This window comes from Bradyrhizobium cosmicum (assembly GCF_032290525.1).
GTDB lineage: Bacteria > Pseudomonadota > Alphaproteobacteria > Rhizobiales > Xanthobacteraceae > Bradyrhizobium > Bradyrhizobium cosmicum_A.
In genome coordinates this window covers 230,593-252,985 of record NZ_JASXTA010000005.1, presented here as the reverse complement: position 1 = coordinate 252,985, position 22,393 = coordinate 230,593, and the positions used below count along the sequence as shown (strand labels likewise).

Sequence of the window (22,393 nt, the reverse complement as noted above, 5' to 3'; positions counted from 1 at the left end):
TCGCCGAAGTCGACGGAAGCGCGGCGCGGAATGCTCCCGCCGGCCGCAGGCTCAAATATTCGGAGTTACAGAACTCTGAAATCCCTCATGTTTCCTACTGTGCATGGGGTTGTTTTCGCACATTTTGTTTCGAGGCGCGGAGCGGTGTAGCCCGGATGGAGCGAAGCGTAATCCGGGGCCGGCGTAGCTTGGGGCAACACCCCGGATTTCGCTTCGCTCCATCCGGGCTACGAATAGTTACGCGTCGACGTCCTCCGGCACCGGTCCGGCCACCAGACCGTCGAGGCCGACCATCAGGAGATCGGCGATGTGCATGAGCTGGTAGAGCGGAATGTCCGCCTCGCCTTGCTCGGCCTGCGCCACGAAGGCGGGCGTGACGCCGAGGCGCTCGGCGAGCTGGGCCTCGGTGTAGCCGCGCATTTCGCGCGCCGCCCTGACGCGCGCGCCGATCCCGAGCCGGTGCCGCGACTGCTCGTCCGCGGTCATCATCGCGGCCTGCTCGTCCGCGCTCGCATAGCCGTCGGCGAACGCCCCGCCGATCAGCCTTTCCTTGCGCCAGGCCAGCCGGCAATCCTTGCGCAGGCCGCTCGCGAAGATCACCGCAAACCGCTCCGGGATCCAGGCCGAGCTGTTGAGCTGCAGCCGGGCGCCGCTGGCCGAGACATCGCGGATCGTGCAGGGCACGCTGATGGTGCTGCCGCTGCCATTGTCGAACGCGACGATACCGGTCCTTTGGGTGTGATGCCTGGTCGCTGCGCGATGATCGCTCATGGCCGTATGTTCCCTGATGTCAGGACATGGATACCGCGGAATTTTTCCCGATTTCCTAAGGTTCCACGGCTTCAAGAAGGACCGGCAGCCATGGTAAAGGATTTGCTTCCAATCCTTCTTTTCCGGCGGAATGCGTGCGGCGCGCCCGTTAGCTGCGAGGCAAGCGATGACCGAACCGATGACATGCCCGAACTGCCAGTCCGAGCACGCCTATCAGGACCGCGATCTCTGGGTCTGTCCGGAGTGCGCCCATGAATGGAGCGCTGCTGGGGAAGCGGCCGCAGCCGTCGCGCAGGAGGCCGGCGTGCGCGATGCCCATGGCAATCCGCTCACCGACGGCGACAGCGTCATCGTGATGAAGGACCTCAAGGTCAAGGGCTCGTCCTCGGTGGTCAAGGGCGGCACCAAGGTCCGCAACATCCGCCTCCAGGAGGCCACCGACGGCCACAACATCGCCTGCAAGATCGACGGCATCGGCGCGATGAATTTGAAATCGGAGTTCGTGAAGAAGGCGTGAGCGATTAGCCGCCAAGCAGCGCGTCATACCCCTTGGCGCTGAACGCCAGCAGACAAAACCCGTGCCCGAAGGGATCGGCGAGCATGGCGATCCGCCCATACGGCGCATCGCGCGCCGGTGCCTCGAGGATCGCACCGGCGGCGAGTGCGCGTTCGACGGCAGCATCGACATCGTCGACGACGACGTCGAGATGCAGCGGCGTCCAGTGCCGCTCATAGCGGCGGCGGTCTTCGCCCGCGCCCACCGTGCCGGCCTGTTTCGTCAGCAGATAAAGCGGCGCCGGCCAGCCGAGCAGTTCGACGAAATCGGTACCGAACCGGCGGCCGACGGTGAGGCCGAACGCGGCGGTGTAGAAGGTGGTCGCAGCGGCGACGTCGGGGACGTCGATGTTGAGCAGGAAGGTCATGGCGGACAGCGTAGCCCGGCCGGAGCGCGGCGCAATCGGCGATGGTGCCGCAGGGTCGCTCGGATGCGCCCTACCTCTGCCGCTGCGCCAGATAAAACCCGCACAGCACCGTGACGAGGCCCGCCGCCTGCAGCAGCGTCGGTCGCTCGCCGAGCAGCAGCCAGCCGGTGAGCAGCGTCAGCGCGGGCACGCAGGCCGGGAACACAGCGGCGCGGCCGACGCCGAGCCGCTGCACCGAGACGGCGAACAGATACAGCGCGGCGGGCCCGGCGAGCACGCCCTGCGCCAGCGCCTGGATGGCATTCTCCTTGACGCCCAATGCCGCGACATGGGCCAGACCGGCGGTCGCAAGATAAACCGGCAATAGCAGCAGCGACAGCACGTTGATGACGAGGGCGGCCGACACGGCGGAGACGCGCCAATGCCGCAGCGCTGCACCGAAACCGGCGAACATCAATCCGGTGAGCACGAAGGTCAGATCGCCCAGCACGCCGTCGGCGCCGATATGGCCGATCGATTCAGCGCCGATCACGCCGAGGCCACCGACGATGACGAAGGCGCCAGCAAGGCGCGAGGCGGAGACTTTCTCCTTGAGAAACAACGCGGCGAGCAACAGGCCGCCGAGCGTCGCGCAGGACGGCTGGATCACGCTGCCGTGGCCGAGCGGCACGAACAGGAATCCGGCATAGGAGATCAGCGACATCACGGGGCCGCCGAGCACCATCAGCACAAGGCCCCTGCTCCAGCCGATGCCGCAGAGATCCGAGATGCCGGCGCGCAGCACCAGCGGCAGGAACACAATTCCCGACCAGACATAGCGATGCACCAGCAGATCGACCGGCGTGAAGCCGACTTTGAGCCCATGCCGCGTGCCGGCAAAGCCCAGCGCCCAGAACAGCGCCGCGGACAGGCCGCAAACGACGCCGAGCAACGCCGGCGCCGCATCGTTCTTCTGAGTGAGAGCGTCAGCGCCGCTCGTTCGCTGATCCATGGCGCAAGCCTTATGTCAGCGCGCGGGCCGGCTCAACCCGCACACTTGCAGGTCTGGCACGCGGTCGCCTGAGCATTCAGCCTCCTCGCCGAACACCATCCGCCATCCCTTGCGCGTATCCATGTACTCCCTGACCTCGCGGATCCTGTCGCCGGCCACCGTGAACACGAAGCAATAGTCGATCTCGTACGGCTTGCCGCCGGGAAGCGTGGCGCGCATCCGCTCCTCCACGATCACGACATCGCCGTCGGCATAGACGCCCCGAAACGCGATATCGATCGCGGAGAACAATTTGTGCATCTCCACCGCGATGAAGCGCGCGATTGCTTGCGCACCCATCATGTGGTCGGTGTGGTCGAGCGCGACCGCGGTAGCGTTGCCCTTCGGCGCGATCCATTCGGCATCGTCCGTGAACAGCGCCGCAATGCGATCCGCATCGCGCGACGAAAAGGTTTTCCAGGCGTTGAGGACGATGTCTTTCGAACTGGTCATGATGCGCTTCCCTGCTTGCTTTGAGCGCCGCGTTCTAGGCCGCTGCGTGCCCGGCGGCTCGCCACAATCGGACTCGGTCATCCCTCAGCTCTTCCGTCCGCGCAGGCATGCGCTATCATCCGGCCATGCTGAGCTTTACGACCTGTAACGCCGCGCGGCTGCGCCGCGATCCCCGCTACGACGGCCGCTTCTTCACGGCAGTGAAGACCACGGGCATTTATTGCCGCCCGGTCTGCCCGGCCAAGCAGCCGCTGACGCGCAACGTCGTCTATTATCCGACGGCCGCGGCAGCCGAAGCCGCCGGCTTCCGGCCGTGCCTGCGCTGCCGTCCCGAGACCGCGCCGTTCTGCCCGGCCTGGAACGGCACGCGCTCGACGGTCGCGCGTGCGGTGAAGCTGATCAATGACGGCGCTCTCGACGAGGATTCGGTCGTGTCGCTTGCGATGCGGCTCGGCATCTCCTCGCGACATCTGGCACGATTGTTCGAGCGCCATGTCGGTGCGACGCCGCAGCAGCTGGCCGGGACGCTGCGCGTGCAGCGCGCCAAGCGCCTGCTCGATTCCGGCGATCACACCATGATCGATATCGCGTTCCAGGCCGGCTTCGGCAGCCTGCGCAGATTCAACGCCGCCTTCGCCGAACTCTACGGACGATCGCCGTCGAGCTTGCGCACATCAAAGCGTGCGCAGCCCACGTCTCAGAAGAACCCGGGGCTGAGATCGAGCCCGTAGGTCAGGCTCAGCACGAACACGAACAGCCCGGCGGCTGCGAACAATGCGAGATGCCTGACGATAAATTCGCGCGGCGAACTGGCGACAACAACGGCTTTTTGCGCAACGGGCATGACAGCCCTCCATTATGAAAACGCTTCGTTATGAAAACGCCTCTTGGCCGCCCATCGGCGGCGCCCGCATCAGGCGCCGTGATCTGCAAAGCAAGTATTAAGGAGATCACACTCGTCTTGAACGGCGGTACACAACGAGGGCCCCAAGCGATTTTTTTTCGGCGTCGGCTTCTCGATCCGCGCATGGGCGACGAAAAAACCGCGCTCCCTGGAGGGAACGCGGCTCAATGCGATACGACGCCTTCTTAAAACCCGAATCCTGCGATAGGCACGATGCGCTCGCACCGTGCCGTCGCCGGAAGCTTAGGTCTAGCGGGCGGAGCCCGTGGTCGCCGTCGCGGTCTTCACTTTGCGCGGCGTCAGGACGCTGGCCTGGAGCGCCGTGACGCTGGTGGCGGGCGCGGCCACCTGCTGCTCGACATGGGCGGCACCGAGCACGCGGACCTGCATGGGCGAAGCCGCAATGCCGTTGGCCTCATAGGCCGGCAGCTCGGCGGCGAAAGTGGCAGTCGAGCCCGCGATGGCGAGGACAGCGGCTGCGATCGACAGAATCTTCTTGTTCATTGATGATGCTCCTCAAGGAAGGTTCGGAGCACATGTAATCCTGATTTGCTGCGTTGCGACATGCATTGCTGCATCGCAACATCACGCCCCATGCATGGCGATATGCTTAATGCGCCCAATGCTTGGAGGCTTTAAGGGCTACCGCGGCTTGGAGGGCTGGGAGCGCCCGCCAGCGGTTCAACCGCCCATGACATTGCCCCAGCCGTCGAAAACATAGGTCTTCCAGGCCACGGTTCCATCATCGCGCGACCGGCTGGCGCGGCGATAATCCTCAGCCTGATCGGCGGTCCAAGTGATGATCGCGCCCGAAACGCGATCATGCAGGATGGCGGGCTCGGTGGGATCGAATGCGTCCATGGGACGAAGCGAGGAGTGCGTCATGTTCGACCAACGCGCCGGCTTCGGCAAGGTTGCCGCGGGCAACCGGGCAAAAACAGCGCGCCCTCACCGACACCCGCCGTTCTCGAGGCGGCGTGGAGTGACGCCCTATTTCAACGCGGTCGCCAGCGATTGCAGCTTTGCGACGAGATTGGTGCCGAGCGCATAGATGATCTCGATGATCGCCAGCGCGATGCCTGCTGCGATCAGGCCGTATTCGATCGCGGTGGTGCCGGATTCATCGGCGGCAAATTCGGCCAACAGGCATTTCAATTTCACGCTCGCGTCCTTCCCAGCTCTACCGGACGTTGCCGGCGCGGGAGAGATACCGAATCGCAATCCAAGATTGCGTAAATTCAACCGCCTCAATTTGACGACAATGCCTTTGCGGAAGCCTCTCGGCGGGGCGCCGCCTCGGAATCGCAGGGAACTCGAGTTGCTCCTCGGCAACACCTGCCCGAAAAGCCCTTTTTCGCCGATTTGCGCCATTGCGCCGCCACACCATCCTCCGAACAATTGACGCATTGCGTGCCTGGCTGTGCAAGATTGGTTCGAACAGAACCGTTTGGAGGCAGGGATCATGAACGATCGGCGGTCTCTTCTGGTGGCGGTCTCGTGCCCCTCGGCCGTTTTCGCCGGCTGGCTGGCGCTTTCGCTGTCTGCCTACGTTCCGGCCCTCATCGAGAACAGCGGCGCCAATGCGGCTGCGGTGTCGCGCGCGAAGGATCTCACGCGTCTCGAGCTGGCCGATGTCCCGCGCGATGCGGCGATCGCGGACCGTGTCGCGTTGGCGGCCGACATCGCGGCCGTCGCTGCTGCTGCACCGTCCCCGGCAACCGCTGAAGCGGTGCCCGAGACGCCCGCCATCAAGCTCGCCTCGGCCGATCCGGCGCTGATCTTGCCGGCGGAAGCCCCACCTGCACCGCAGCTTTCGCCCGAACCAGCGCCCGTTGTCAGCGATGCCGCACCAGCTTCGGCTCCGGAGCCCGTCATCAAACTCGCATCCGCTGATCCCACCGAGATCGTGACAACAGACGCGCTGTCACCCGCAGCGATCGCAACCGGTCCTGCGCCCGCCGCGAGCAAGGCCTCGCCGCCCGCCGACACCGTCGCCGTGCTCGACGAGTGCTTCGTCATGGATGCCTGCATCGACCGCTATCTCTGGGCACTTTACCAGCGCACGGCCAAGGAAGATTCGATCAAGGTCCAGGAGCGGCGCGCCGTCACCGTCAAGCGCAAGGGCAAGATGGTCACGGTGATGCGCAGCTTCACAAAACTGGTCGACCAGGATTTCGGCTGGAAGGATCCGAAGGCGGCCGAGCACGCCGGCATGACGATGATGGACTACGTGATCGGCGGCATGGACAAGAGCTTCAAGCGAAAGCTGTTTCGCACGCTGCTCGCCGCCGAAGCCGCCGGCCTCTCGCCGGGCATCACCAGTGCGTTCCGCGACGACTACCGGCAATCGATCGCGAGCGGCCTGAAGGCCGCGTCCGACCGCTCCTACCATGGCGGCAGCACGCGCGGCGGCTACGGTCACGGCATGGCGGCCGACATCGTCAGCACCCAAGGCAACAACCGCGCGCAGCGCTGGGTCTCGACCGAAATCCTGTGGAAGTGGGTCGACGCCAACGGCAAGGCGTTCGGCATCGGCCGGCCCTATCTCGGCCGCGATCCGCCGCATGTCGGCCCGATCGATGGAGCGGAATATATCTCGAAGCGTGGCACCGCGGACCGCAAGGACGTCGCCAACGCCAAACCGAAGAAGGCGCGGGCCGTGGCCAGCGCCAAGCCGCCAAAGGCACAGGCCGCGCGCGAGCAGAAGGCCAGGCCGCAGAAATCGGCGCAATCAGCCGCGAAGCGCGCGACCTGAGCCGTTACGGCTGACGCCCCGGCAGCGGCACGAGGCGCATCTCGGCGGCGCCGGTTTCCTGCGTGCGCACCAGCACTGCAAAGACGGTCTCGACCGCGAGCCGCACCGCGGCCTCCATCGCTTTGCCCTTGGCCAGATGCGCCGCGATCAGGCCGGTGAGGAGATCGCCGGTACCATAGGGGCGGATCGGCAGCCGCGGTGTCGCAAAGCGCGACAATTGACCGTCGGCGCACAGGATCGTCTCCACCTGTCCTTCCGGCGTGTCGGCGAGCGTGCAACCGGTAGCGACGACGTCGATGCGGCTCTTCCCCGTCAGCGCCGCGCACGCCGTGCGCAATCCCTGCGTATCCGCGATCGAGATACCCGACAGCAGCTCGAGTTCGAACTGGTTCGGCGTGGTCAGGTTCGCGGCCGGCAGCAGACGGTGCCGCATCACATCCAGAATGCCGTCGGCGACATAGACGCGGCCATCATCGCCCATCACGGGATCGCAGAGATAAACCAGTTTCGAATTCCGCATCAGCGCCCGCTCGACGAAATCGGCGATCACAGCGGCATTGCCTGGGGAGCCGAGATAGCCGGTGACCAGCACCGCGGCTTCGTCGACGAGGTTGCGCTCCTCGACGCCTTTCAGGAGATCGGCGACGAGTTCGGTCTCCAGCACCCGCCCGCGCAGGCTCGGATAGCGCGGATGGTTCGACAGCAATGTCGTCGGCACCGCCGCGACGTCCACGCCCTCCGCCTGCATGGCATAGGCCGCCGCGCTGTTGCCGACATGGCCGTGGACCACCTGGCTTTGAATGGAGATGACGAGCATGGAGAGGTTCCGTAGAGTCAAACGACGGATGAGGCAAGCGCAACTAGAGTGCCTTGGCCTGCAAACGCCGATTTCAGCAATGCCTCAGCGCCGGCAATTCGATGCCCAATCCGTTGCATCCGGCTCCCCCTGTCGCAGGCTCGTCACTCACACGTGATACCTGCCTCGGTAAAGTGATCTACCGCGTACGAAACATACCTACCACGCGGTATCTTTTGCGGATATGTGAGCCCGTCATGGCCTCCGCCTTTCATGCCTACGCAGCGCTCGCCCTCGCCATCGTGTTCGAGGTCACCGCGTCCGCGTTTCTCCAGCAATCCGCGCAGTTCACCCGGCCGTGGCCGACACTGGCGATGGTGCTGTTCTATGTCGCCTCGTTTTACGCATTGTCGGTCGCCATCCGCGTCATCCCCCTGAGCATTGCCTATGCGATCTGGGGCGGCGTCGGCATCATACTGACCGCGACGGTCTCCTTCGTGCTGTTCCGCCAGATGCTGGATGCCGCGGCCTTCGTCGGCATCGGGTTGATCGTATCAGGGGTCGTGGTCATCAACCTGTTCTCGGGGACCACGGTGCATTGATGCCGGCGAGCGCCTATACCCGCGCCAAGCAGCCCGAGCAGGTGCGGCGCGCCCTGCTCGACGGCGCGGCAGCCATCGCCATGGATCACGGCGTCTCCGGCGTGACGGTGCAGGCGGTCGCGGCAGCGGCCGGCGTCACCAAAGGCGGGCTGTTTCATCACTTCGGCAGCAAGCAGACGCTGATCGAGGGCCTGTTCGCCGATCTCCTCGCCCGCGTCGACGCCGAGATCGACGCCGCTATCGAGGCCGATTCCGAGCTGCGCGGCAGTTTTACGCGCGCCTATGTCAATGCCGTATTCACCGGGAAAACTTCGGCTTCGCCACGCCCTGGGCGGCGCTGAGCATGGTCGTCGTCACCGATCCGTCGCTGCGCCGGCTCTGGAACGATTGGATGAAGACGCGCCTGAAGCGCCATCGCGCGACCGACGCAACGCCCGAGCTCCAAATCGTCCGTCTCGCCGCAGATGGCGCGTGGCTGTCTTATGTCACGACGGGACAGACGCGTATGAGCGCGGATTTGCGCGCCGTGCACGACAGGTTGATCGCGCAGACGCGTCGGGCGCGCGTAGTGGCTCCGCGCACCACTCCGTAGCCCGGAAGGAGCGCAGCGCATCCCGGCTACAAAGACCTCAAGGCGCGGTCTTGATCTTCGCGCGCAGCGACGTCGCATCCACGATACCCGGCAGGAAGCTGAAATTCGCCGAGGTCTTGCCATCCGCCAGCGTCGCGAAATTGTGGCAGCTCACGCATGAGCCGAGACCTGCAGCTCCATCGCTCAGATAATTCTGGATGTAGGTTTCGAGCGTCATGTTCGAGAGCATGCCGGGCACCGCGTTGGCCGGGACCGGATTCGGCGGGGTCGGCGGCTCGACAACGCCGCCCCATTGCGTGCCGACCAGCATGTAGTTCTGGAGCACGCTCTTGAGCGAGCTCAGCGCCATCCGCCATTGCTCGTTGAGGGTGCTCGTCGTCGAATAGATCCGCCAGCAGCGCACCGCCTGCGGCTGCGCGGTTGCGCTGGACGTGCCTCCTTGCGCATAGGGCTTGCGCGGATTCCACGGGAATGCCGTCTTCGCGATGCCTGGCGATTGCGGCGAGATATTTGTGCCGAGGTTCGACGGCGCGCCGGTGTTGAAGAACGAGAAATGCGAGCCGGGCGCCGGACTTGCCGGCCCGCAGCTCGGCTGGTTGATCCAGTTCGTGGCCTTGTCGGTGCCGCAGCCGTCCGCGACGTTGCAGGGAGCGTTTGCGAGCGGCGCGTTGTCGACGTGCTCGAAGGTCGCCCAGATCCATTGCGGCCGCAGCGCCGGATTGTTCTTGTTCACCGGATTGCGCTGGAGGATGTGCATGCCGACGAGCCCCACCCGCTCGCTGCGGCAGAACGGACGGCCGTCGCGCACGAGATCGCCGGAGACCGCCAGCAGGATGTTCTGCGTGAAGAACTTTGACGGATCGTCCTTGGACGGATCGAGGATGCGCCAGGACACCTTGATCTCGATCGAGCCATTGTTGCCGTCCCGCACCGTGGCCGACGACGTAAACTCGGCGCCGCCGGGATTGTTCTTGATGAAATCGAGCTGGCCGGCCCTGGTCGTCAGCGTCTGCGACTTCTGACCGCCGGGCGCACGCAGATACTGCGCCTCGATCTCGTTGACGCGCCGCTCGAACAGCGTCCAGTTGCCGTTGATGTCGATCAGCGGCTTGTTGGTCGCGGCTTGCAGATATTCCTCGTTGTTCGGCATCGGCTGGCCCTTGCCGTTCGAGCCGATATGGAAGATCGGAAACGCCAGCGCCTGGGGACAGCCGGCGATGATAGGTGCGTTGCCGAACAGCGAGGAGACCGTCGGATAGGTCTGCCAGACCCGCCGGCCCGGCTGCGTCAGTCCCTGTGCCGCGGGCTCCTTGACGCCGCTCGCCACCCAGTTGAGCGCGACGAACATCTGCCAGGACATATTGTCGAACGGCGATTGCACGTCGGCCTTCTCGTTCTGCGGCGGCTGGCCGTAGAGGCCATTATAGCCCTGTGTCTCCGCAAGGCCTGGATCGGGCCCGATATAGGCCGGCACGATCGCGCACAGCCCGTTGCTTCCATCGGCGCAGAATTTGGCCTGCGGAATATAGGGTGGTGCCGCCGCCTGCGATTGCGGCGCTTGCGCCTGCGCGGCGGGCCGCGCCGGCACCGCCAAAATGACCGCAGCGAACGCCAGCGGCATCAGGGCCAAAGACTGCCAATGCTTCATGGGAGGTCCTCACCGGATGCGAGCTCAACCGCCCCGCCCGCGCCCGAGCTCAAAATCAATGTGCGACAAAATCCCGAGATCCGCCCGACAGGACGTTTCGGTTGCTGTTTCTGCTTAAACTACTTTAGGTTTAATACCACCTCTGGGCGGCCGCCACAATCATTCTATTCCTGATTGAGAATGGGAGCGCGATCGTCGCGTACTGCGACGACCGGCTTGTCACCCCTTCGGCGAACGCGGCGCGGATCTGGACGGCTTTGCGCCGGGCTTGGCTACGGCGTGTGGAGGCGGTCCATCGACCGATTCCAGATACGCCGCGAGCGCCTTGGCGGAGTCGGAGCTGGTCGCGTAATGATCCCTGAGGAACCAGGTGAGCGTCAGGCTGAAGCGCCCTTTCGCCAGGCCGCGCGGGCTGCGATGGCAGGCCGCGCAGCCGTCCGCGAAAAGCTTCGCGGGCGGTTTGCCGGCATCGAGATTTTGCGCCGACGCAACCGTTGCCGTGAGTGCGGCGGCGGCTGCGAGAGTCAACAGGGGCGCGATCACCTCGCGCCCCGGTCGAAACAGCCAAATCAATGTCGTCCCCTGCCCCGTCGCGCGGTCACGCCGCCGATAGCTGATCGAATTCGGGCGGAGTATAGGCCTTGCCGTCCTGGTCGGTGATGACGACCTGCCATCCCTCGCTCGCCCATACTTTTGCCTTCGCCACGATGAGCAACCGGCTCTCGCGGGCAAAACTGCACTTCTCGTTGTCGCGTTCTGCGATCATCTTATACGCCAATGCGCATTCCCCTTGCGTTGCCCTGCACCCGCTGCCGTCGTGGCAGCGAGCTTTGGCCGCAATTCGCCGACAGCGTGGCAATTTGGTGCCCTCCACGGCAGCGTTGTGCCTTGGTTCCCGCCGGACGACGGAGACCGATCTTGCGTATCATGAATCCGATTCTGCCTGTCACGGGCTGGCGTGGCGCCGCTAGCGCGAGCGCAGACCCAAAGCCGCACGATCCGTCGGCATCGCGGTCGATCCCTATGCCGCACAGACCCGCCGGCCGGGCTCGGTCCATCGCCGCCGCGACGGAACCGCTAGCGCCCGCGCTCAGTGCACGCGGATGATGTGCGGACGGCCGAGATCGATCAGCCCCTGTACCGCCGAGAGGCGATCGTCCAAGGCTGCGATGGTGAGCAGCAGATTGTTGCGGCGCTCGTCGAGCATGCCCATCTCGGCACCACTGAGCTTTGTGCGCGTCCGCTCCTTGTGGATCACGTCGAGGGATTTGCGCAGTCCGGCGATCAGGCCGGTCAGCTGTTTGGCCTCCTTGGTCATGGACTTCTTCGCGACATTATGGCGGCGCGTCTCCGCCTGGCTCTGTCTCATCGTCATCCTCCCGTGCCCCGCTGCCCCGAGTGGATGCTTACAGCTTTGAGTACACATATTACGATCGATGAAATCTGCCCGCGCAGAACTTTCTTAAATTGTACGCGCACGGAACCCGAACCCGGCCCAACAGAAAGCCCGGCGCGAGGGCCGGGCTTTCGCTGGCAAAGCTAGTGCTTCTGGTGGCCGCCACCGGGGCCGCCGGCCGGCGCGCCGCCGCCACGCGGGGCGGCGTTGTTGATGTGCGCAGCACCGCCGCCACCGCCGTGCGGCATCGCAGGCGCAGCCGCACGCGGCGCCGGCATCTGCGCGCGGGCATTCATCGGCGAACCATGGCTGACGTTCGGCTGAGCCATGTGGGGCGCCGCAGGACGCGCAGCTGGCGCGGCCGAGACACGCGGCGTTTCATGCGCACGCGCCATCGGCTGCGCACGCACCGCGGCGCGGCTCTGCGCCTGCTCGTGCATCACGCGCGCCTGCGCATCGCGCGGATTGCGGGTCTGCACGTTGGTGCGCTCACGGACGATGCGCTCTTGGGTAATGCGCTCGCTTCGTCCGGCGCGGGTCCGGTCGGCCGTCACCGCAGCATCGCGCCGGGCGATCGCGGCGTCACGCCGTGCGGTCGCGGCGTCACGCCCGCTGATCGCGGCAGCGCCCCTGACGTCTGTCTTGCCACGCACGCCTTCGCGTCCCAGCGCGATCGCAGCGTCTCGCGTCGCCGCACGGCCGACCCGGGCCGCACGCGGATCGATCGTCATCCGCGTCGCAACGTGCTGATGCGAGGTCCAGTAATTATTCCAGTAAGCATGGCGGCGATACCAGGGACGTCCCGCGTAGTAGCTCGACCAGTACGAGGTCAGCACGAACGGAGCGACCGGCACGTCGATCTCGTCGGCATAATCGGGGAGATAGACGTAGTGGTTGCGGTAGAGATATTCGAGATATTGCGACGACACCCAGCCGCGATCGTCGGAGAAGCTCACGTCGCACCAGGCATTGCCGCGCAGGCATCCATGGATGTTGACGCGCGCGCCCCCGGGGACGCGATCGACCAGGGGAAAGCCCGCGCCCGGTCCGGCGCGCAGGCCGGTCGAGACGGTAACGATGCCCGGCGCGGCCAGCGCGGCCGTCGGGACAAGCAGAAATGCTGCAACCAAAGCGCTTTTGAGCCTCATGGCGAATTCCTCCTCTGTCGAGTCGGAACGCACCAGCGGAACGGGCGTTCCGCGCACGATGGTCGAATCCGTCGAAAGGCCGAGACGCACGCCGCGCACGGTTCAATATTCATTTGCCGTTCATCGGCGCGACGCGCAAGAGAGCTGTTGAGCGTCACTTCGCTTGCGTCATGAACCCGTCGAAGTACGACGCAAGCGCAGCAAAGTCGTTGATCGGCAGTACAGTCGCGACGTACTGGTCCGGCCGCACCACCACCATGCAGCCCGCCTCGCGATCAATGCCGCGCATGGCGAACACGTCCTGGCCGCCCTTGAGGTCCGGACAGAACATCTTCTCGTAGTCGATCAAGCCGTACCGCCCCTTGCGCGGGAGCAGCAGCGCCGGCATCGCCTCCAGGGCGAGCTCGCGATGATCCTGCTGGAAGACCGCGCGCAGGTCGATCACGCTGTCGATGTCGTGGCCGGCCGGCGTATAGCGCCTGACCGGCGATTGCGTCGCCTCGGTCAGAAAATTGCACAAGCCACGAACGGCCGAGTCCGTCGCCGCAGGGTCTTCCGCGGGCGAAAACGCATAGATGCGGAAGCGGCCGTCGGCCTGCGATGCGTGGCCGAGATGAACCGGCTTGGCATCTCCTAACCGAATGACCAGCGCGGAGTGAAAGCGCTTGCCGATGACGAGGCCTTCGGCGAGCTTCTGATGAGAAGTTGCGCCCGTCAGGACCGATGGGCGGTAATGCGTCGCGGTCCCTGCCGTGTAGCGACCGTGCCTGACAAAATAATCCTGTGTCTTGGCGGCATCCGCCCCACCGGCCTTGGCAGCGGACGCCAGAATCCCCGCCCATTCGCGGTCGAAATCGATCAGCTCTTTCGCGACCGCCTGTCGCTCGGCCGAATAGGAATGCAAGAGGCTCGGCGCACACTGCTTCCGCAGCACGGCGGCGAGCTTCCAGCCGAGATTGAAGGCGTCCTGCATCGAGACGTTCATGCCCTGGCCCGCCTTCGGGCTGTGGGTGTGGCAGGCATCGCCGGCGATGAAGATGCGCGGCAGGCGTGTCGCGATCTCGGCCTCCGGCACGTCGTCGAACTTGTCGGTGAGGCGCTGGCCGATCTCGTAGACCGACCACCAGGCGATCTCCTTCACGTCCAGCGTATGCGGCCTCAAGATCCGCTGCGCCTTCGCAATCACGTCATCGGCGGTGATGTTGCGGCTCCCCACGCGCTCGCCGACATCCAGTTTTGCCAGCTCGACATAGAGGCGGACCATGTAGCCGCCTTCGCGCGGAATGATCAGCAGGCTACCATCGTTCGCCGACTGGATCAGGGCCTTGAATCGGATGTCCGGAAAATCGGTCACCGCGAGCACGTCCATCACGCCCCAGGCGTGGTTGGCGGAATCGCCGTGCAGCTCGCGGCCGATTGATTTGCGCGCCGTGCTGCGCGCGCCGTCGCAGCCGACGACATAGCGCGCCCTGATGGTCTCGACCTTGCCCTCGTTTCCGGCATCGACGCGTTCGAGTCGCGCGGTCACGGCATGGTCGGCGGTGCCTGCGGCCGGATCGACCTGAAGGTCCAGCAGGCGGCGGCTGTAACAGGGCTCGAGCTTGGCCGGCGATTTGCGCATGACGTCGAGAAAGCCGTCATGGATGCGGGCCTGGTTGAGGATGACGTGCGGGAACTCCGACAGGCCGTCCTCGACGTCCTGCACGCGGCCGCTGCGAATGATTGCGTCGGACCTCCGCTCGTCCGGCTTCCAGAACGTCGTCTCGTTGACCCAATAGGCCTCCTTCAGCACGCGTTCGCTGAAGCCGTAGGCGTGGAACATCTCCAGGGTGCGGCAGGCAATGCCGTCGGCCTGCCCTACCAGCAAGCGGCCGGCCTTCTGCTCGACGATGCAGGTCTTGATGTCGGGAAATTGCGCAAGCTGGGCGGCGAGCGTCAGGCCCGCGGGACCGCAGCCGACAATGAGAACATCGACCTCTTGAGGCACGGCGCCGACAGCGCCCGGGGCGTGAATGCGCTCGGCGGGATCGGCAATTTCAGGATCGCCCGGCTGAAATCCATTGAGATGGAATTGCATGAGCAGCTCTCCCGGCAACGTTCTGTTTGGATATTGATCAGTATGCTGACTATCAGTATACTTGTCAACGTTCGCCTGGTCCCTGCCTCGAGGAGAATTCGATGAAAGACAACAACGACATGCCCGGGCATCTGGCGCGCCGGTTCCAGCAGATCGCAGTGGCGGTGTTTCTGGCGGAAGTTGAGGACGCCGGCTTCGACCTCACGCCGGTGCAATATGCCGCGCTCGCGACCATCAAGGCCAATCCGGGGCTCGACCAGGTGACGCTCGCCGGCTTGATCGCCTATGACCGCACCACCATCACCGGCGTGATCGACCGCCTGGTTCAGAAGAGCCTCGTCGAGCGCCGCGCCTCCAGCCGCGATCGCCGCGCCCGCGAGCTCGAGGTCACCGATGAGGGCCGGCGCACGCTGCGCAAGATCACGCCGGCAGTCGAGTCGGCCCAGCGCATCATGCTGCGCGGCCTCAGCGCGAAGGAAGGCGAGGAGCTGATGCGGCTGTTGCGCAAGGCCATCACCGCCGGCAACGAGCTCAGCCGCGCCCCGCTGCGCGAGGCGCAGGCCTAGAGCGCCTTCGAGCGATGTGGACACCGGCTCGCGTCAAGAAAACGCGTCAAAAAGCTAGAGCCCCGTATTTCTATCAGTATGTTTCGCAAGGCCGCGAAACCAGGAACTAACCTTCGGCTGCTACGGTCGGCGCGATTTTGCGTTTAACGCGCGATTAACTTTGTCGTTCGGGAGTATCGGATGTTCAGGTTCCACGTCGCAGCCGCGGTCCTCGCACTCTCGACCGCTTCTGCGCTCGCGAACGGACATGGCGGCGGCGACCCTCCTCCGCCGAAGCCCGAAGCAACCGTCGCCCCGGCGAAGGTGGTCCTGACCAAGCAGGGCCCCAAGCTGGTCGATCTCAAAGGCATGACGCTCTACATTTACGAGCGCGACACCACCGGCAAGACGTCGACCTGCAATGGCAAATGCACCGAGAGCTGGCTCCCGCTGCCCGCAACGGCCGAAGCCAGGGCCGTTGGCGACTTCACCGTGATCAACCGCGACGACGGCAGCAAGATGTGGGCTTACCGCTATCGCCCGCTCTACACCTCGCCGGCCGACAAGGCGCCGGGCGATGCCAATGGCAACGCCACGACCCTTCAATGGCGCATCGCACGGCCCGAGAACTAGGGCGAGACCGGCCCCGGTCGGCTCGAGCCGGAGGCACCTACGATCTTCGCGCGTGCCGCCGAATCAGCCAAGGCGTAGTTCACATCCGGATTCCAACGCAGCGCTGCATACAGGATCATTCCAAACAGGATCGATCCGTAAAAGCCGAGCGTGGCGAGCCGCCATTTCCGTACAATACGGCGGTCGTTCGCATTCAATGGATCAAAGAATTTTTGCATGATGCCTCCAATGGCAACCGGCCATTGAGGCATAGCGCAACCGTCGCGGATCGGATGTGAAGCCGTTCACCTTTGACGGATCGACCAACCCCGGCGCATTCACGCTTGAGTGAGCGGGCAGCAGACGCGCCCGTTCCGCTTACCCGCGCCAGCTGGGTCCCGTCCCGACCCGCGCGTTCTGTCCGGGCGGCAACACTACGACCATCGAATTGAGCTTCACCCGGTCGTAGAGATCGATCACGTCCTCGTTGCGCATCCGGATGCAGCCCGACGAGATCGCCTGCCCGATATACTCGGGCTGGTTGGTGCCGTGGATGCGGTAGAGCGTGTCCTTGTTGCCGACATAGAGATAGATGCCGCGCGCGCCCAGCGGATTGGCGGGACCGCCGGAGACGCGCGCCGGATAGGGTCCGAGCCGCGCCTGAATGTCGGCGGTGGGAACCCAATCCGGCCATTCCGCCAGACGGCCGACGCGCGCGACGCCTGAGAAAGCCATCGCTTCCTCGCCCACCGCGACGCCATAGCGGATCGCCTTGCCCTCCGGCAGCACGAAATAGAGATAGCGCGCATCGGTATCGACCAGGATCGTGCCCGGCTGCTCCTTGCGTGGATAATCGACAATGTGGCGGAGATATTGCTCGGGCACGTTCGCCTTCGCGTAAGGCGCATGCGCGAGCAACTGACGGTCGCGCGGCGTCATGCTCGCGTCCGTCGACGGCGAAAGCGTCGTCTGCATGCAGCCGCCGAGCTGCAACAAGGCAACGACGAGCAAAGCGAATAGAGATTTTGGCACCACCGGCCCCCCGATAGCGAATAGCAGCGCCCCCAGCGCCGCCAGATGCTGCCCAAATCGTGCTGAAAACAAGGCAAGATGGAACAATTGCACGTGTTCGGCAACCCGGGTTCCATCACCACAAACGGCGGAAGAGCGTCGCAGCATCTCCATCCCCTCGCCTTGCTTTGGTCAAACCCGGCTGGACTCGTGCGCCATGGGGCCAAACTCGTTAAATCCAGATCGGCTCACCTCAACAGATCGGCTCGCGCCAATGCGAACGACCAGAACTCGAAACACCAGGTCTTCAAAGGAGCTGCGATGCTCGCGACGTTGAACCCCCGGCAGATTGTCGATGAGATCGTGAAGGACACGGTCAAGGACAACGACCCGCATGACGCGGTGCAGATTTCGCCCGACATGGTGCCGGCCTCGCGCCCGATCAGGGCCGCGCCCGCGCTGGCGCCTGAGATCGTGAGCCGTCCGGAGCCGAAATTCGCGCCGGAGCCCAGAGTGAATCTGGAGCCCAAATTCAGTCCCGTCGCCGAACCGCAGGCGGCCGCGCCCTCGGTCGATACCGCCGTGCGTGTTGCGGCAAGCGATGGCCGCGGCCGACGGAAGCGATCGGCCGCCGGCAAGTGGCTGCGCGGCGCATTCGTCACGTTCCTGTTTGCGGGAAGCAGCGCGGCTGCGACGATTGCCTGGGAGAAACACGGCGACACAGCCAGGCAGATGATCGCGGAATGGACACCCGCGCTGAAAGCGCTGCTGCCTGCGACATCGCAGACCGCGCCGGTCTCCGCCGCACAGGCCGCGGCGCCCACGGAGCAAGCCGCAGCGGACCAGGCGGCCGAACAGCCCGCGGTGCAAGCTGCGGCCGCTCAGCCTGCGACGCCGCCCCCGACTCAAATTGCCGCCGCCGCGCCCGCCGCAACATTGCCCGCCGACGCGACGCAGTCGGTGCAATCGATGACGCGCGATCTCGCCGCGATGGCGCAGCAGATCGAAGCGCTCAAGGTCAACATTGCCGAGCTGAAAGCCGGCCAAGAGCAGATGGCGCGCGAAATGGCGAAGCCGCCCGCACCGAAGCCGCTCGCCGAAACGAAGCCCACTGATCCACGTGCGCGCATGTCCGCGCTTCCGCCGCGAACCGCGGCACCAACGCCGCCGCCGGTTCGCAAGCCGAAGCCGGTCGCGTCGCAGACCTACATGCCGGCTTATTCGCCCGCGCCGCTCGCACCGCCGTCGCAAGCCGCCGCGGTCCCGCCGCCAGCTCCGCCGGTCGCCACGACGCAAGCCGTTGCTGATGACGACGGACCTGTCGTGCGTCCGCCGATGCCGCTGCGCTAGAGCAACGGCACGATCTCGCACAGGCTGTCCGACTCGATGTGATGCGTTGAGTCCGGGTTACTACGGGAAGCGATATTTCAATCGTCTTCCGTCAAGAGAAAAGGCCGTCGGGATCTATGCCGGCGGCCTTCTCTTGCAGCTGCCGGTTCCCGGAGCCCGGTTCTGCTGCAATTCCATGCCTTATGATCATGCCGACATATCTAATAAAAACTTAATGCGCTCGAATGTTGCACATCATTTCTGCGCCATAAGCACAGAGATTGCGCGATCCGTTCATTCGATAGATATCGACTCAGTGGTATCATGCGAGACGTGTTGAGAGGTCCATTGAATCTCAGAACGTCACACCGGGGAATTCGGATGCCTTACTACTCCTTCGATCTCGTGGTTGGTGAAGAGTTCAAGAACCAGGGTGGAATCATCCTCGAAGACATCGAGGTTGCTTCCGATCGCGCCGATCAATTGGCTAGCGAGCTGTCGCAGGTGAAGCCGGAGCTTCAGCAGAAGGGTTGCGCGGTGCGCGTCACCGACCGCGATCACAACGAGGTCTATCGCACGCCGCTCGACCCCGTGCCGGCCTGGCAGCGGTAGCTAGTCTTCGAGCGTCGGCGCTTCGAACCAGTTCGTCAGCGACAGCCCGCCGTCGACGACGAAGGCTGCGCCGGTGACGTAACCTGACAGCTTGTTCGAGAGCACCGCGAGCGCCATCGGCGCGAGGTCCCCGGCTTCGCCGAGGCGCCCGAGCGGAATGTGTTTGGCCAGCGAAGCATCCGCGACGAACCCGCCGGCCGCGATCGCGCCGGGCACCAGCGCATTGACGCGGATACCGTGCCGCCCCAACGTCTTCGCGAGCTCCTTCACCAGCATCGCCATTGCCGCCTTCGCGGTCGAGTAATGCGGCAGGTTGCGCGGCGTGCCCGCATGCAGCGAGGTGAGAAACAGGAACGAGCCGGGCCGCTTCGTTACGATCAGCCGTTGTGCCAGTCCGCGCGCCAGATGAAATCCGGCGTCGAGATTGACGGCGTGCATCTCCTGCCAGGTGTTGCGATCGACCGCGAGCGCGTGGTCGGCCTCGCGCCGTGGCGGCGATGCGCTGTGCACGAAATACGAGACCTCGCCGAGCGCCGCCCGTGCGGCAACCAGCAGCTCGTCGCAAGCCTCCAGCCTCGCAAGATCGCCGACCCACGGCACGGCCAGTTCAGGCTTGCTGCTCGCGCCGATCGCGGCGCTCACCCGCTCCGCGCTGACATCGGCAAACACGGTCCGGACGCCCTCGCTGACGAGCGCCTGCGCGATCGCACGGCCGATACCGTTGCCCGCGCCGGTGACGAGCGCCGTGTCAGTTGCGGGATCGAACGGCTTGCTGAACAGGCTCATGTCGCTCTCCGAGGCCGGGATTCGGACCACGATAGCGCACCGCAGCGCGACGCGACAAATCCGCCTCGGCACCATTGCGGAGCGGCCCGCCGGACGCTAGCCTCGCAAAAAAATGGAGGAGATACCGAGGATGCGCACCCCTTTCCTGATCGCAGGCCTGTTGCTGGTCGCCGCGCCGGCCCAAGCGGCCGACCATCCACGCTCGAACTATGTGACGATGGTCTTGCAGGCCTTTGCCGCCAGGGTCGAATGCCCGGGCACGGATCTCGTCTATCAGGACCTAGTGCAGAAGGCGCAGCAGATGCAGCTGCCCGACGGCACTACCGAGAAGGTGCGCAAGGCGATCGCCTGGATGCACACCGGCGGCAAGATGGGCGAGAAGCAGGACGACGATTTGATGGCCGAGGTCGCGGTCGCGACGCAGGCGACCGACATGGACCAGCGCCGCCTCGGCATGCCCGGCTGGTGCGAGGCCCAGAAGGTCAACCTCGCCGGCCTGATCCGCGCCAAGGGCGGCTAACGGAGCAGCTTTCGCAGCATTAAGCACACCGTGACGGAGCCTCGGCTCCGGCCAAAAATCGTCACAATTCTCGACAGCATGCGGCCTCTTCGAATGCGAACAGGAGAGCCCTCATGCGGAAGATCCATTTCGTTTTCGCTGGCGCGATCGCGGCCGCCACGGTGCTGACTGCGCCCGTGCTGGCGAAGAATTCCGACGCTCAGAAAGGCGATGAAAAATCCGTCTCATCGCGCTGTAGCGCCTATCAGCAGGCACCGGACGGCACGTGGGAGCCGCTTCCCTGCAAGGCCACAGGCGAGCGGGCGCAGCCCCAGACACAGAATCGAAGTTCGTCGCAGGGCACCGATCGCGGCGAGCGCTGAGCACGCTCGCGCTTATATGTGTCAGCTATGGGCCGGCCCGCGCATGATCTTCATCGCATCCGCGATGTGACGCCATTCCCGGGCCTCGTCGGCGTCGCCGCGGCCCTCGCAGGCCTGCGCCTGTTCGGCAGCCTTCGCGATCGCCGCAAAACCATGCTGTTCCAGCATCTGCCGCGCGAGGGTATGGACCTGGACCTCGGACATCATGGGCGCTCTCCCGTTTGAGGACACCGCGGCGCCCGGCTCGGCGCTCCGCGGCTCCCGAACAACGATCTCGTCGCTATGCCCGTTCCGCTCAGTGCCGATCACATCGGCAGTCTCCTCCCGGGGACCTAAAAAATAAAGGCGGCCCGCCATGCCCGGCGGACCGCCTTTTCACCCACCCCAAAACCTCGTCGGCCGCGCCCCCTACGCGACCGCCGCTTTCTTGCGCTCGAAATCGTTGGGCACCTCGATATCGACCTCGAGGGTCGAGACCTCGTCGCCGCGATCGAGCCGGACGATAACTTTGGTCGGATCCAGTGTGACGTGCCTGGAGACGACGGCCAAAATTTCTTCACGCAGCACGCCGAGCAGATCGGGCTGGCCGCGCAGCCCGCGTTCATGGGCAAGCAGGATCTGCAGCCGTTCGCGTGCGACGGGTGCCGAGGCCTTATTGCCGCGGAGAAGCCGAAGCAGACCCATGCTCATGCAGCCCTCCGTCGCAGCAGGCGATCCATGAAACCCTTGCGCTCGGTCGGCACCTGCATGGCGACAGTATCGCCGCACAGCCGCCGCGCCGCGTCGATATAGGCCCGCGCCGGGGCGCCGTCCGCATTCGCCAGCGTCACCGGCGTGCCGACGTTGGAGGCGCGCAGCACGTCCTGGCTCTCGGGGATGATGCCGAGCAGGGGTGTTGCGAGGATTTCCAGGATGTCATCGATGGTCAGCATCTCGCCGCGCGCCGCACGCGAGGGATCGTAGCGGGTGATGAGAATGTGCTTCTCGACACGCTCGCCCGTCTCGGCCCGCACCGTCTTGGAATCGAGCATGCCGATGATGCGGTCGGAATCTCGCACCGAGGACACTTCCGGATTGGTGACGATCACGGCCTCGTCGGCAAAGCGCATCGCCATGGAGGCGCCGCGCTCGATGCCGGCCGGGCTGTCGCAGATCACCCAGTCGAAGCGGCTGCGCAGATCGGCGATGACCTTGCCCACGCCCTCTTCCGTCAGCGCGTCCTTGTCGCGGGTTTGCGAAGCCGGCAGCAGCCAGAGATTCTCCAGCCGCTTGTCCTTGATCAGCGCCTGCGGCAGCTTTGCCACCCCCTGCACCACGTTGATGAGGTCAAACACGACGCGGCGTTCGGCACCCATCACGAGGTCCAAATTGCGCAGGCCGACGTCGAAATCGACGACGACGACCTTGTCGCCGCGCTGCGCCAGCGCAGCCCCCAGTGCGGCGGTGGTCGTGGTCTTGCCGACCCCGCCCTTGCCTGATGTCACGACCAGTACCTTGGCCATCTCGAATATCTCCTTCTGG

At 65.0% G+C, this 22,393-nt stretch carries 31 protein-coding genes and 1 pseudogene; 11 read left to right on the top strand and 21 right to left on the bottom strand.

Going from position 1 to position 22,393, the window contains the following annotated elements:
• Positions 1-237 precede the first annotated feature (237 nt).
• A complete protein-coding gene (locus QSV46_RS11880; RefSeq protein ID WP_314950538.1) occupies positions 238-771 on the bottom strand; it encodes a helix-turn-helix domain-containing protein in 534 nt (177 codons plus the stop codon).
• Between the two features lie 166 nt (positions 772-937).
• Here QSV46_RS11880 and QSV46_RS11875 point away from each other — a divergent pair, with 166 nt between their 5' ends.
• Positions 938-1,288: a zinc ribbon domain-containing protein YjdM gene (locus QSV46_RS11875; RefSeq protein WP_314950536.1), complete on the top strand. Its 351-nt coding sequence runs from the start codon at positions 938-940 to the stop codon at positions 1,286-1,288.
• A gap of 4 nt (positions 1,289-1,292) precedes the next feature.
• Here the strand turns inward: QSV46_RS11875 and QSV46_RS11870 are convergent, their stop codons facing one another.
• The 3 genes from QSV46_RS11870 to QSV46_RS11860 all read right to left on the bottom strand — a co-directional run bounded on the left by QSV46_RS11870 (position 1,293) and on the right by QSV46_RS11860 (position 3,177).
• A complete protein-coding gene (locus QSV46_RS11870; RefSeq protein ID WP_314950533.1) occupies positions 1,293-1,694 on the bottom strand; it encodes a VOC family protein in 402 nt (133 codons plus the stop codon).
• A gap of 70 nt (positions 1,695-1,764) precedes the next feature.
• The gene (locus tag QSV46_RS11865) at positions 1,765-2,685 is read right to left on the bottom strand and encodes a DMT family transporter (protein WP_314950531.1); all 921 of its coding nucleotides are present in this window, start codon (positions 2,683-2,685) and stop codon (positions 1,765-1,767) included.
• 15 nt (positions 2,686-2,700) lie between these two features.
• Positions 2,701-3,177, bottom strand: coding sequence for a nuclear transport factor 2 family protein (locus tag QSV46_RS11860; RefSeq protein WP_314950529.1), 477 nt, complete (start codon positions 3,175-3,177; stop codon positions 2,701-2,703).
• A gap of 107 nt (positions 3,178-3,284) precedes the next feature.
• Between QSV46_RS11860 and QSV46_RS11855 the strand changes: the two genes are divergently transcribed.
• Positions 3,285-3,908 carry a bifunctional transcriptional activator/DNA repair enzyme AdaA gene (locus QSV46_RS11855; RefSeq protein ID WP_314950526.1) on the top strand — a complete coding sequence of 208 codons (624 nt, stop codon included), beginning with the start codon at positions 3,285-3,287 and terminating at the stop codon, positions 3,906-3,908.
• On the opposite strand, the gene QSV46_RS11850 is transcribed toward QSV46_RS11855, so the two are convergent.
• From QSV46_RS11850 to QSV46_RS11835, 4 genes are all read right to left on the bottom strand, one after another.
• Positions 3,875-4,021 (bottom strand): hypothetical protein, encoded by a 147-nt coding sequence (locus QSV46_RS11850; protein WP_314950524.1) that lies wholly within the window; start codon positions 4,019-4,021, stop codon positions 3,875-3,877. The genes QSV46_RS11855 and QSV46_RS11850 overlap by 34 nt on opposite strands.
• A 309-nt stretch (positions 4,022-4,330) precedes the next feature.
• Complete coding sequence (locus QSV46_RS11845) at positions 4,331-4,585, bottom strand: hypothetical protein (protein ID WP_314950522.1); 255 nt, start codon at positions 4,583-4,585, stop codon at positions 4,331-4,333.
• Between the two features lie 177 nt (positions 4,586-4,762).
• Positions 4,763-4,942, bottom strand: coding sequence for a hypothetical protein (locus QSV46_RS11840; protein WP_314950519.1), 180 nt, complete (start codon positions 4,940-4,942; stop codon positions 4,763-4,765).
• 129 nt (positions 4,943-5,071) lie between these two features.
• Positions 5,072-5,236: a Flp family type IVb pilin gene (locus tag QSV46_RS11835; protein ID WP_314950955.1), complete on the bottom strand. Its 165-nt coding sequence runs from the start codon at positions 5,234-5,236 to the stop codon at positions 5,072-5,074.
• 307 nt (positions 5,237-5,543) lie between these two features.
• Between QSV46_RS11835 and QSV46_RS11830 the strand changes: the two genes are divergently transcribed.
• Positions 5,544-6,836, top strand: a complete 1,293-nt coding sequence (locus QSV46_RS11830; RefSeq protein ID WP_314950516.1) for a hypothetical protein — start codon at positions 5,544-5,546, stop codon at positions 6,834-6,836.
• A 4-nt stretch (positions 6,837-6,840) separates the two neighbouring features.
• On the opposite strand, the gene pdxY is transcribed toward QSV46_RS11830, so the two are convergent.
• Positions 6,841-7,653, bottom strand: a complete 813-nt coding sequence (gene pdxY, locus QSV46_RS11825) for a pyridoxal kinase (protein ID WP_314950514.1) — start codon at positions 7,651-7,653, stop codon at positions 6,841-6,843.
• Between the two features lie 236 nt (positions 7,654-7,889).
• Between pdxY and QSV46_RS11820 the strand changes: the two genes are divergently transcribed.
• Together QSV46_RS11820 and QSV46_RS11815 are read left to right on the top strand one after the other, a co-directional pair.
• Positions 7,890-8,234, top strand: a complete 345-nt coding sequence (locus QSV46_RS11820; RefSeq protein WP_314950512.1) for a multidrug efflux SMR transporter — start codon at positions 7,890-7,892, stop codon at positions 8,232-8,234.
• Positions 8,234-8,826, top strand: a pseudogene (locus QSV46_RS11815) (TetR family transcriptional regulator). The gene QSV46_RS11820 and the pseudogene QSV46_RS11815 overlap by 1 nt, the downstream one beginning before the upstream one ends.
• A gap of 37 nt (positions 8,827-8,863) precedes the next feature.
• Here QSV46_RS11815 and QSV46_RS11810 read toward each other — a convergent pair.
• From QSV46_RS11810 to QSV46_RS11785, 6 genes are all read right to left on the bottom strand, one after another.
• Positions 8,864-10,474 (bottom strand): hypothetical protein, encoded by a 1,611-nt coding sequence (locus QSV46_RS11810; protein WP_314950510.1) that lies wholly within the window; start codon positions 10,472-10,474, stop codon positions 8,864-8,866.
• Positions 10,475-10,693: 219 nt separating this feature from the next.
• Positions 10,694-11,047 (bottom strand): hypothetical protein, encoded by a 354-nt coding sequence (locus QSV46_RS11805; RefSeq protein WP_409997165.1) that lies wholly within the window; start codon positions 11,045-11,047, stop codon positions 10,694-10,696.
• 25 nt (positions 11,048-11,072) lie between these two features.
• Complete coding sequence (locus QSV46_RS11800) at positions 11,073-11,240, bottom strand: hypothetical protein (protein WP_314950508.1); 168 nt, start codon at positions 11,238-11,240, stop codon at positions 11,073-11,075.
• Positions 11,241-11,564: 324 nt separating this feature from the next.
• Entirely contained in the window at positions 11,565-11,843 is a 279-nt protein-coding gene (locus tag QSV46_RS11795) for a hypothetical protein (protein ID WP_314950506.1), read from the bottom strand.
• A gap of 170 nt (positions 11,844-12,013) precedes the next feature.
• Positions 12,014-13,018, bottom strand: coding sequence for an SH3 domain-containing protein (locus QSV46_RS11790; RefSeq protein WP_314950503.1), 1,005 nt, complete (start codon positions 13,016-13,018; stop codon positions 12,014-12,016).
• Between the two features lie 154 nt (positions 13,019-13,172).
• Positions 13,173-15,095 (bottom strand): FAD-binding monooxygenase, encoded by a 1,923-nt coding sequence (locus QSV46_RS11785; protein ID WP_314950501.1) that lies wholly within the window; start codon positions 15,093-15,095, stop codon positions 13,173-13,175.
• A gap of 101 nt (positions 15,096-15,196) precedes the next feature.
• Here QSV46_RS11785 and QSV46_RS11780 point away from each other — a divergent pair, with 101 nt between their 5' ends.
• Positions 15,197-15,661, top strand: a complete 465-nt coding sequence (locus QSV46_RS11780; protein WP_314950499.1) for a MarR family winged helix-turn-helix transcriptional regulator — start codon at positions 15,197-15,199, stop codon at positions 15,659-15,661.
• Positions 15,662-15,841: 180 nt separating this feature from the next.
• On the top strand, positions 15,842-16,273 hold the full coding sequence (locus QSV46_RS11775) for a hypothetical protein (RefSeq protein ID WP_314950496.1): 432 nt from the start codon (positions 15,842-15,844) through the stop codon (positions 16,271-16,273).
• Here the strand turns inward: QSV46_RS11775 and QSV46_RS11770 are convergent.
• Both QSV46_RS11770 and QSV46_RS11765 read right to left on the bottom strand, forming a co-directional pair.
• Positions 16,270-16,491, bottom strand: coding sequence for a hypothetical protein (locus tag QSV46_RS11770; RefSeq protein WP_314950493.1), 222 nt, complete (start codon positions 16,489-16,491; stop codon positions 16,270-16,272). The two genes, QSV46_RS11775 and QSV46_RS11770, sit on opposite strands and share 4 nt — an antisense overlap.
• A 139-nt stretch (positions 16,492-16,630) precedes the next feature.
• Positions 16,631-17,227, bottom strand: coding sequence for a L,D-transpeptidase (locus tag QSV46_RS11765; RefSeq protein ID WP_314950490.1), 597 nt, complete (start codon positions 17,225-17,227; stop codon positions 16,631-16,633).
• Positions 17,228-17,584: 357 nt separating this feature from the next.
• Between QSV46_RS11765 and QSV46_RS11760 the strand changes: the two genes are divergently transcribed.
• Together QSV46_RS11760 and QSV46_RS11755 are read left to right on the top strand one after the other, a co-directional pair.
• Positions 17,585-18,613 (top strand): hypothetical protein, encoded by a 1,029-nt coding sequence (locus QSV46_RS11760; RefSeq protein ID WP_314950488.1) that lies wholly within the window; start codon positions 17,585-17,587, stop codon positions 18,611-18,613.
• Between the two features lie 360 nt (positions 18,614-18,973).
• On the top strand, positions 18,974-19,204 hold the full coding sequence (locus QSV46_RS11755; RefSeq protein WP_314950487.1) for a DUF6894 family protein: 231 nt from the start codon (positions 18,974-18,976) through the stop codon (positions 19,202-19,204).
• Here the strand turns inward: QSV46_RS11755 and QSV46_RS11750 are convergent, their stop codons facing one another.
• A complete protein-coding gene (locus QSV46_RS11750; protein WP_314950486.1) occupies positions 19,205-19,990 on the bottom strand; it encodes an SDR family oxidoreductase in 786 nt (261 codons plus the stop codon).
• 130 nt (positions 19,991-20,120) lie between these two features.
• Here QSV46_RS11750 and QSV46_RS11745 point away from each other — a divergent pair, with 130 nt between their 5' ends.
• The gene (locus tag QSV46_RS11745) at positions 20,121-20,510 is read left to right on the top strand and encodes a hypothetical protein (RefSeq protein WP_314950484.1); all 390 of its coding nucleotides are present in this window, start codon (positions 20,121-20,123) and stop codon (positions 20,508-20,510) included.
• A 113-nt stretch (positions 20,511-20,623) separates the two neighbouring features.
• The gene (locus QSV46_RS11740; RefSeq protein ID WP_314950483.1) at positions 20,624-20,872 is read left to right on the top strand and encodes a hypothetical protein; all 249 of its coding nucleotides are present in this window, start codon (positions 20,624-20,626) and stop codon (positions 20,870-20,872) included.
• Between the two features lie 21 nt (positions 20,873-20,893).
• On the opposite strand, the gene QSV46_RS11735 is transcribed toward QSV46_RS11740, so the two are convergent.
• From QSV46_RS11735 to minD, 3 genes are all read right to left on the bottom strand, one after another.
• The gene (locus tag QSV46_RS11735; RefSeq protein ID WP_314950481.1) at positions 20,894-21,079 is read right to left on the bottom strand and encodes a hypothetical protein; all 186 of its coding nucleotides are present in this window, start codon (positions 21,077-21,079) and stop codon (positions 20,894-20,896) included.
• Positions 21,080-21,280: 201 nt separating this feature from the next.
• Complete coding sequence (gene minE, locus QSV46_RS11730) at positions 21,281-21,562, bottom strand: cell division topological specificity factor MinE (protein ID WP_314950478.1); 282 nt, start codon at positions 21,560-21,562, stop codon at positions 21,281-21,283.
• Positions 21,559-22,374, bottom strand: a complete 816-nt coding sequence (minD, locus tag QSV46_RS11725; protein WP_314950476.1) for a septum site-determining protein MinD — start codon at positions 22,372-22,374, stop codon at positions 21,559-21,561. The genes minE and minD overlap by 4 nt, the downstream gene beginning before the upstream one ends.
• Positions 22,375-22,393 lie beyond the last annotated feature (19 nt).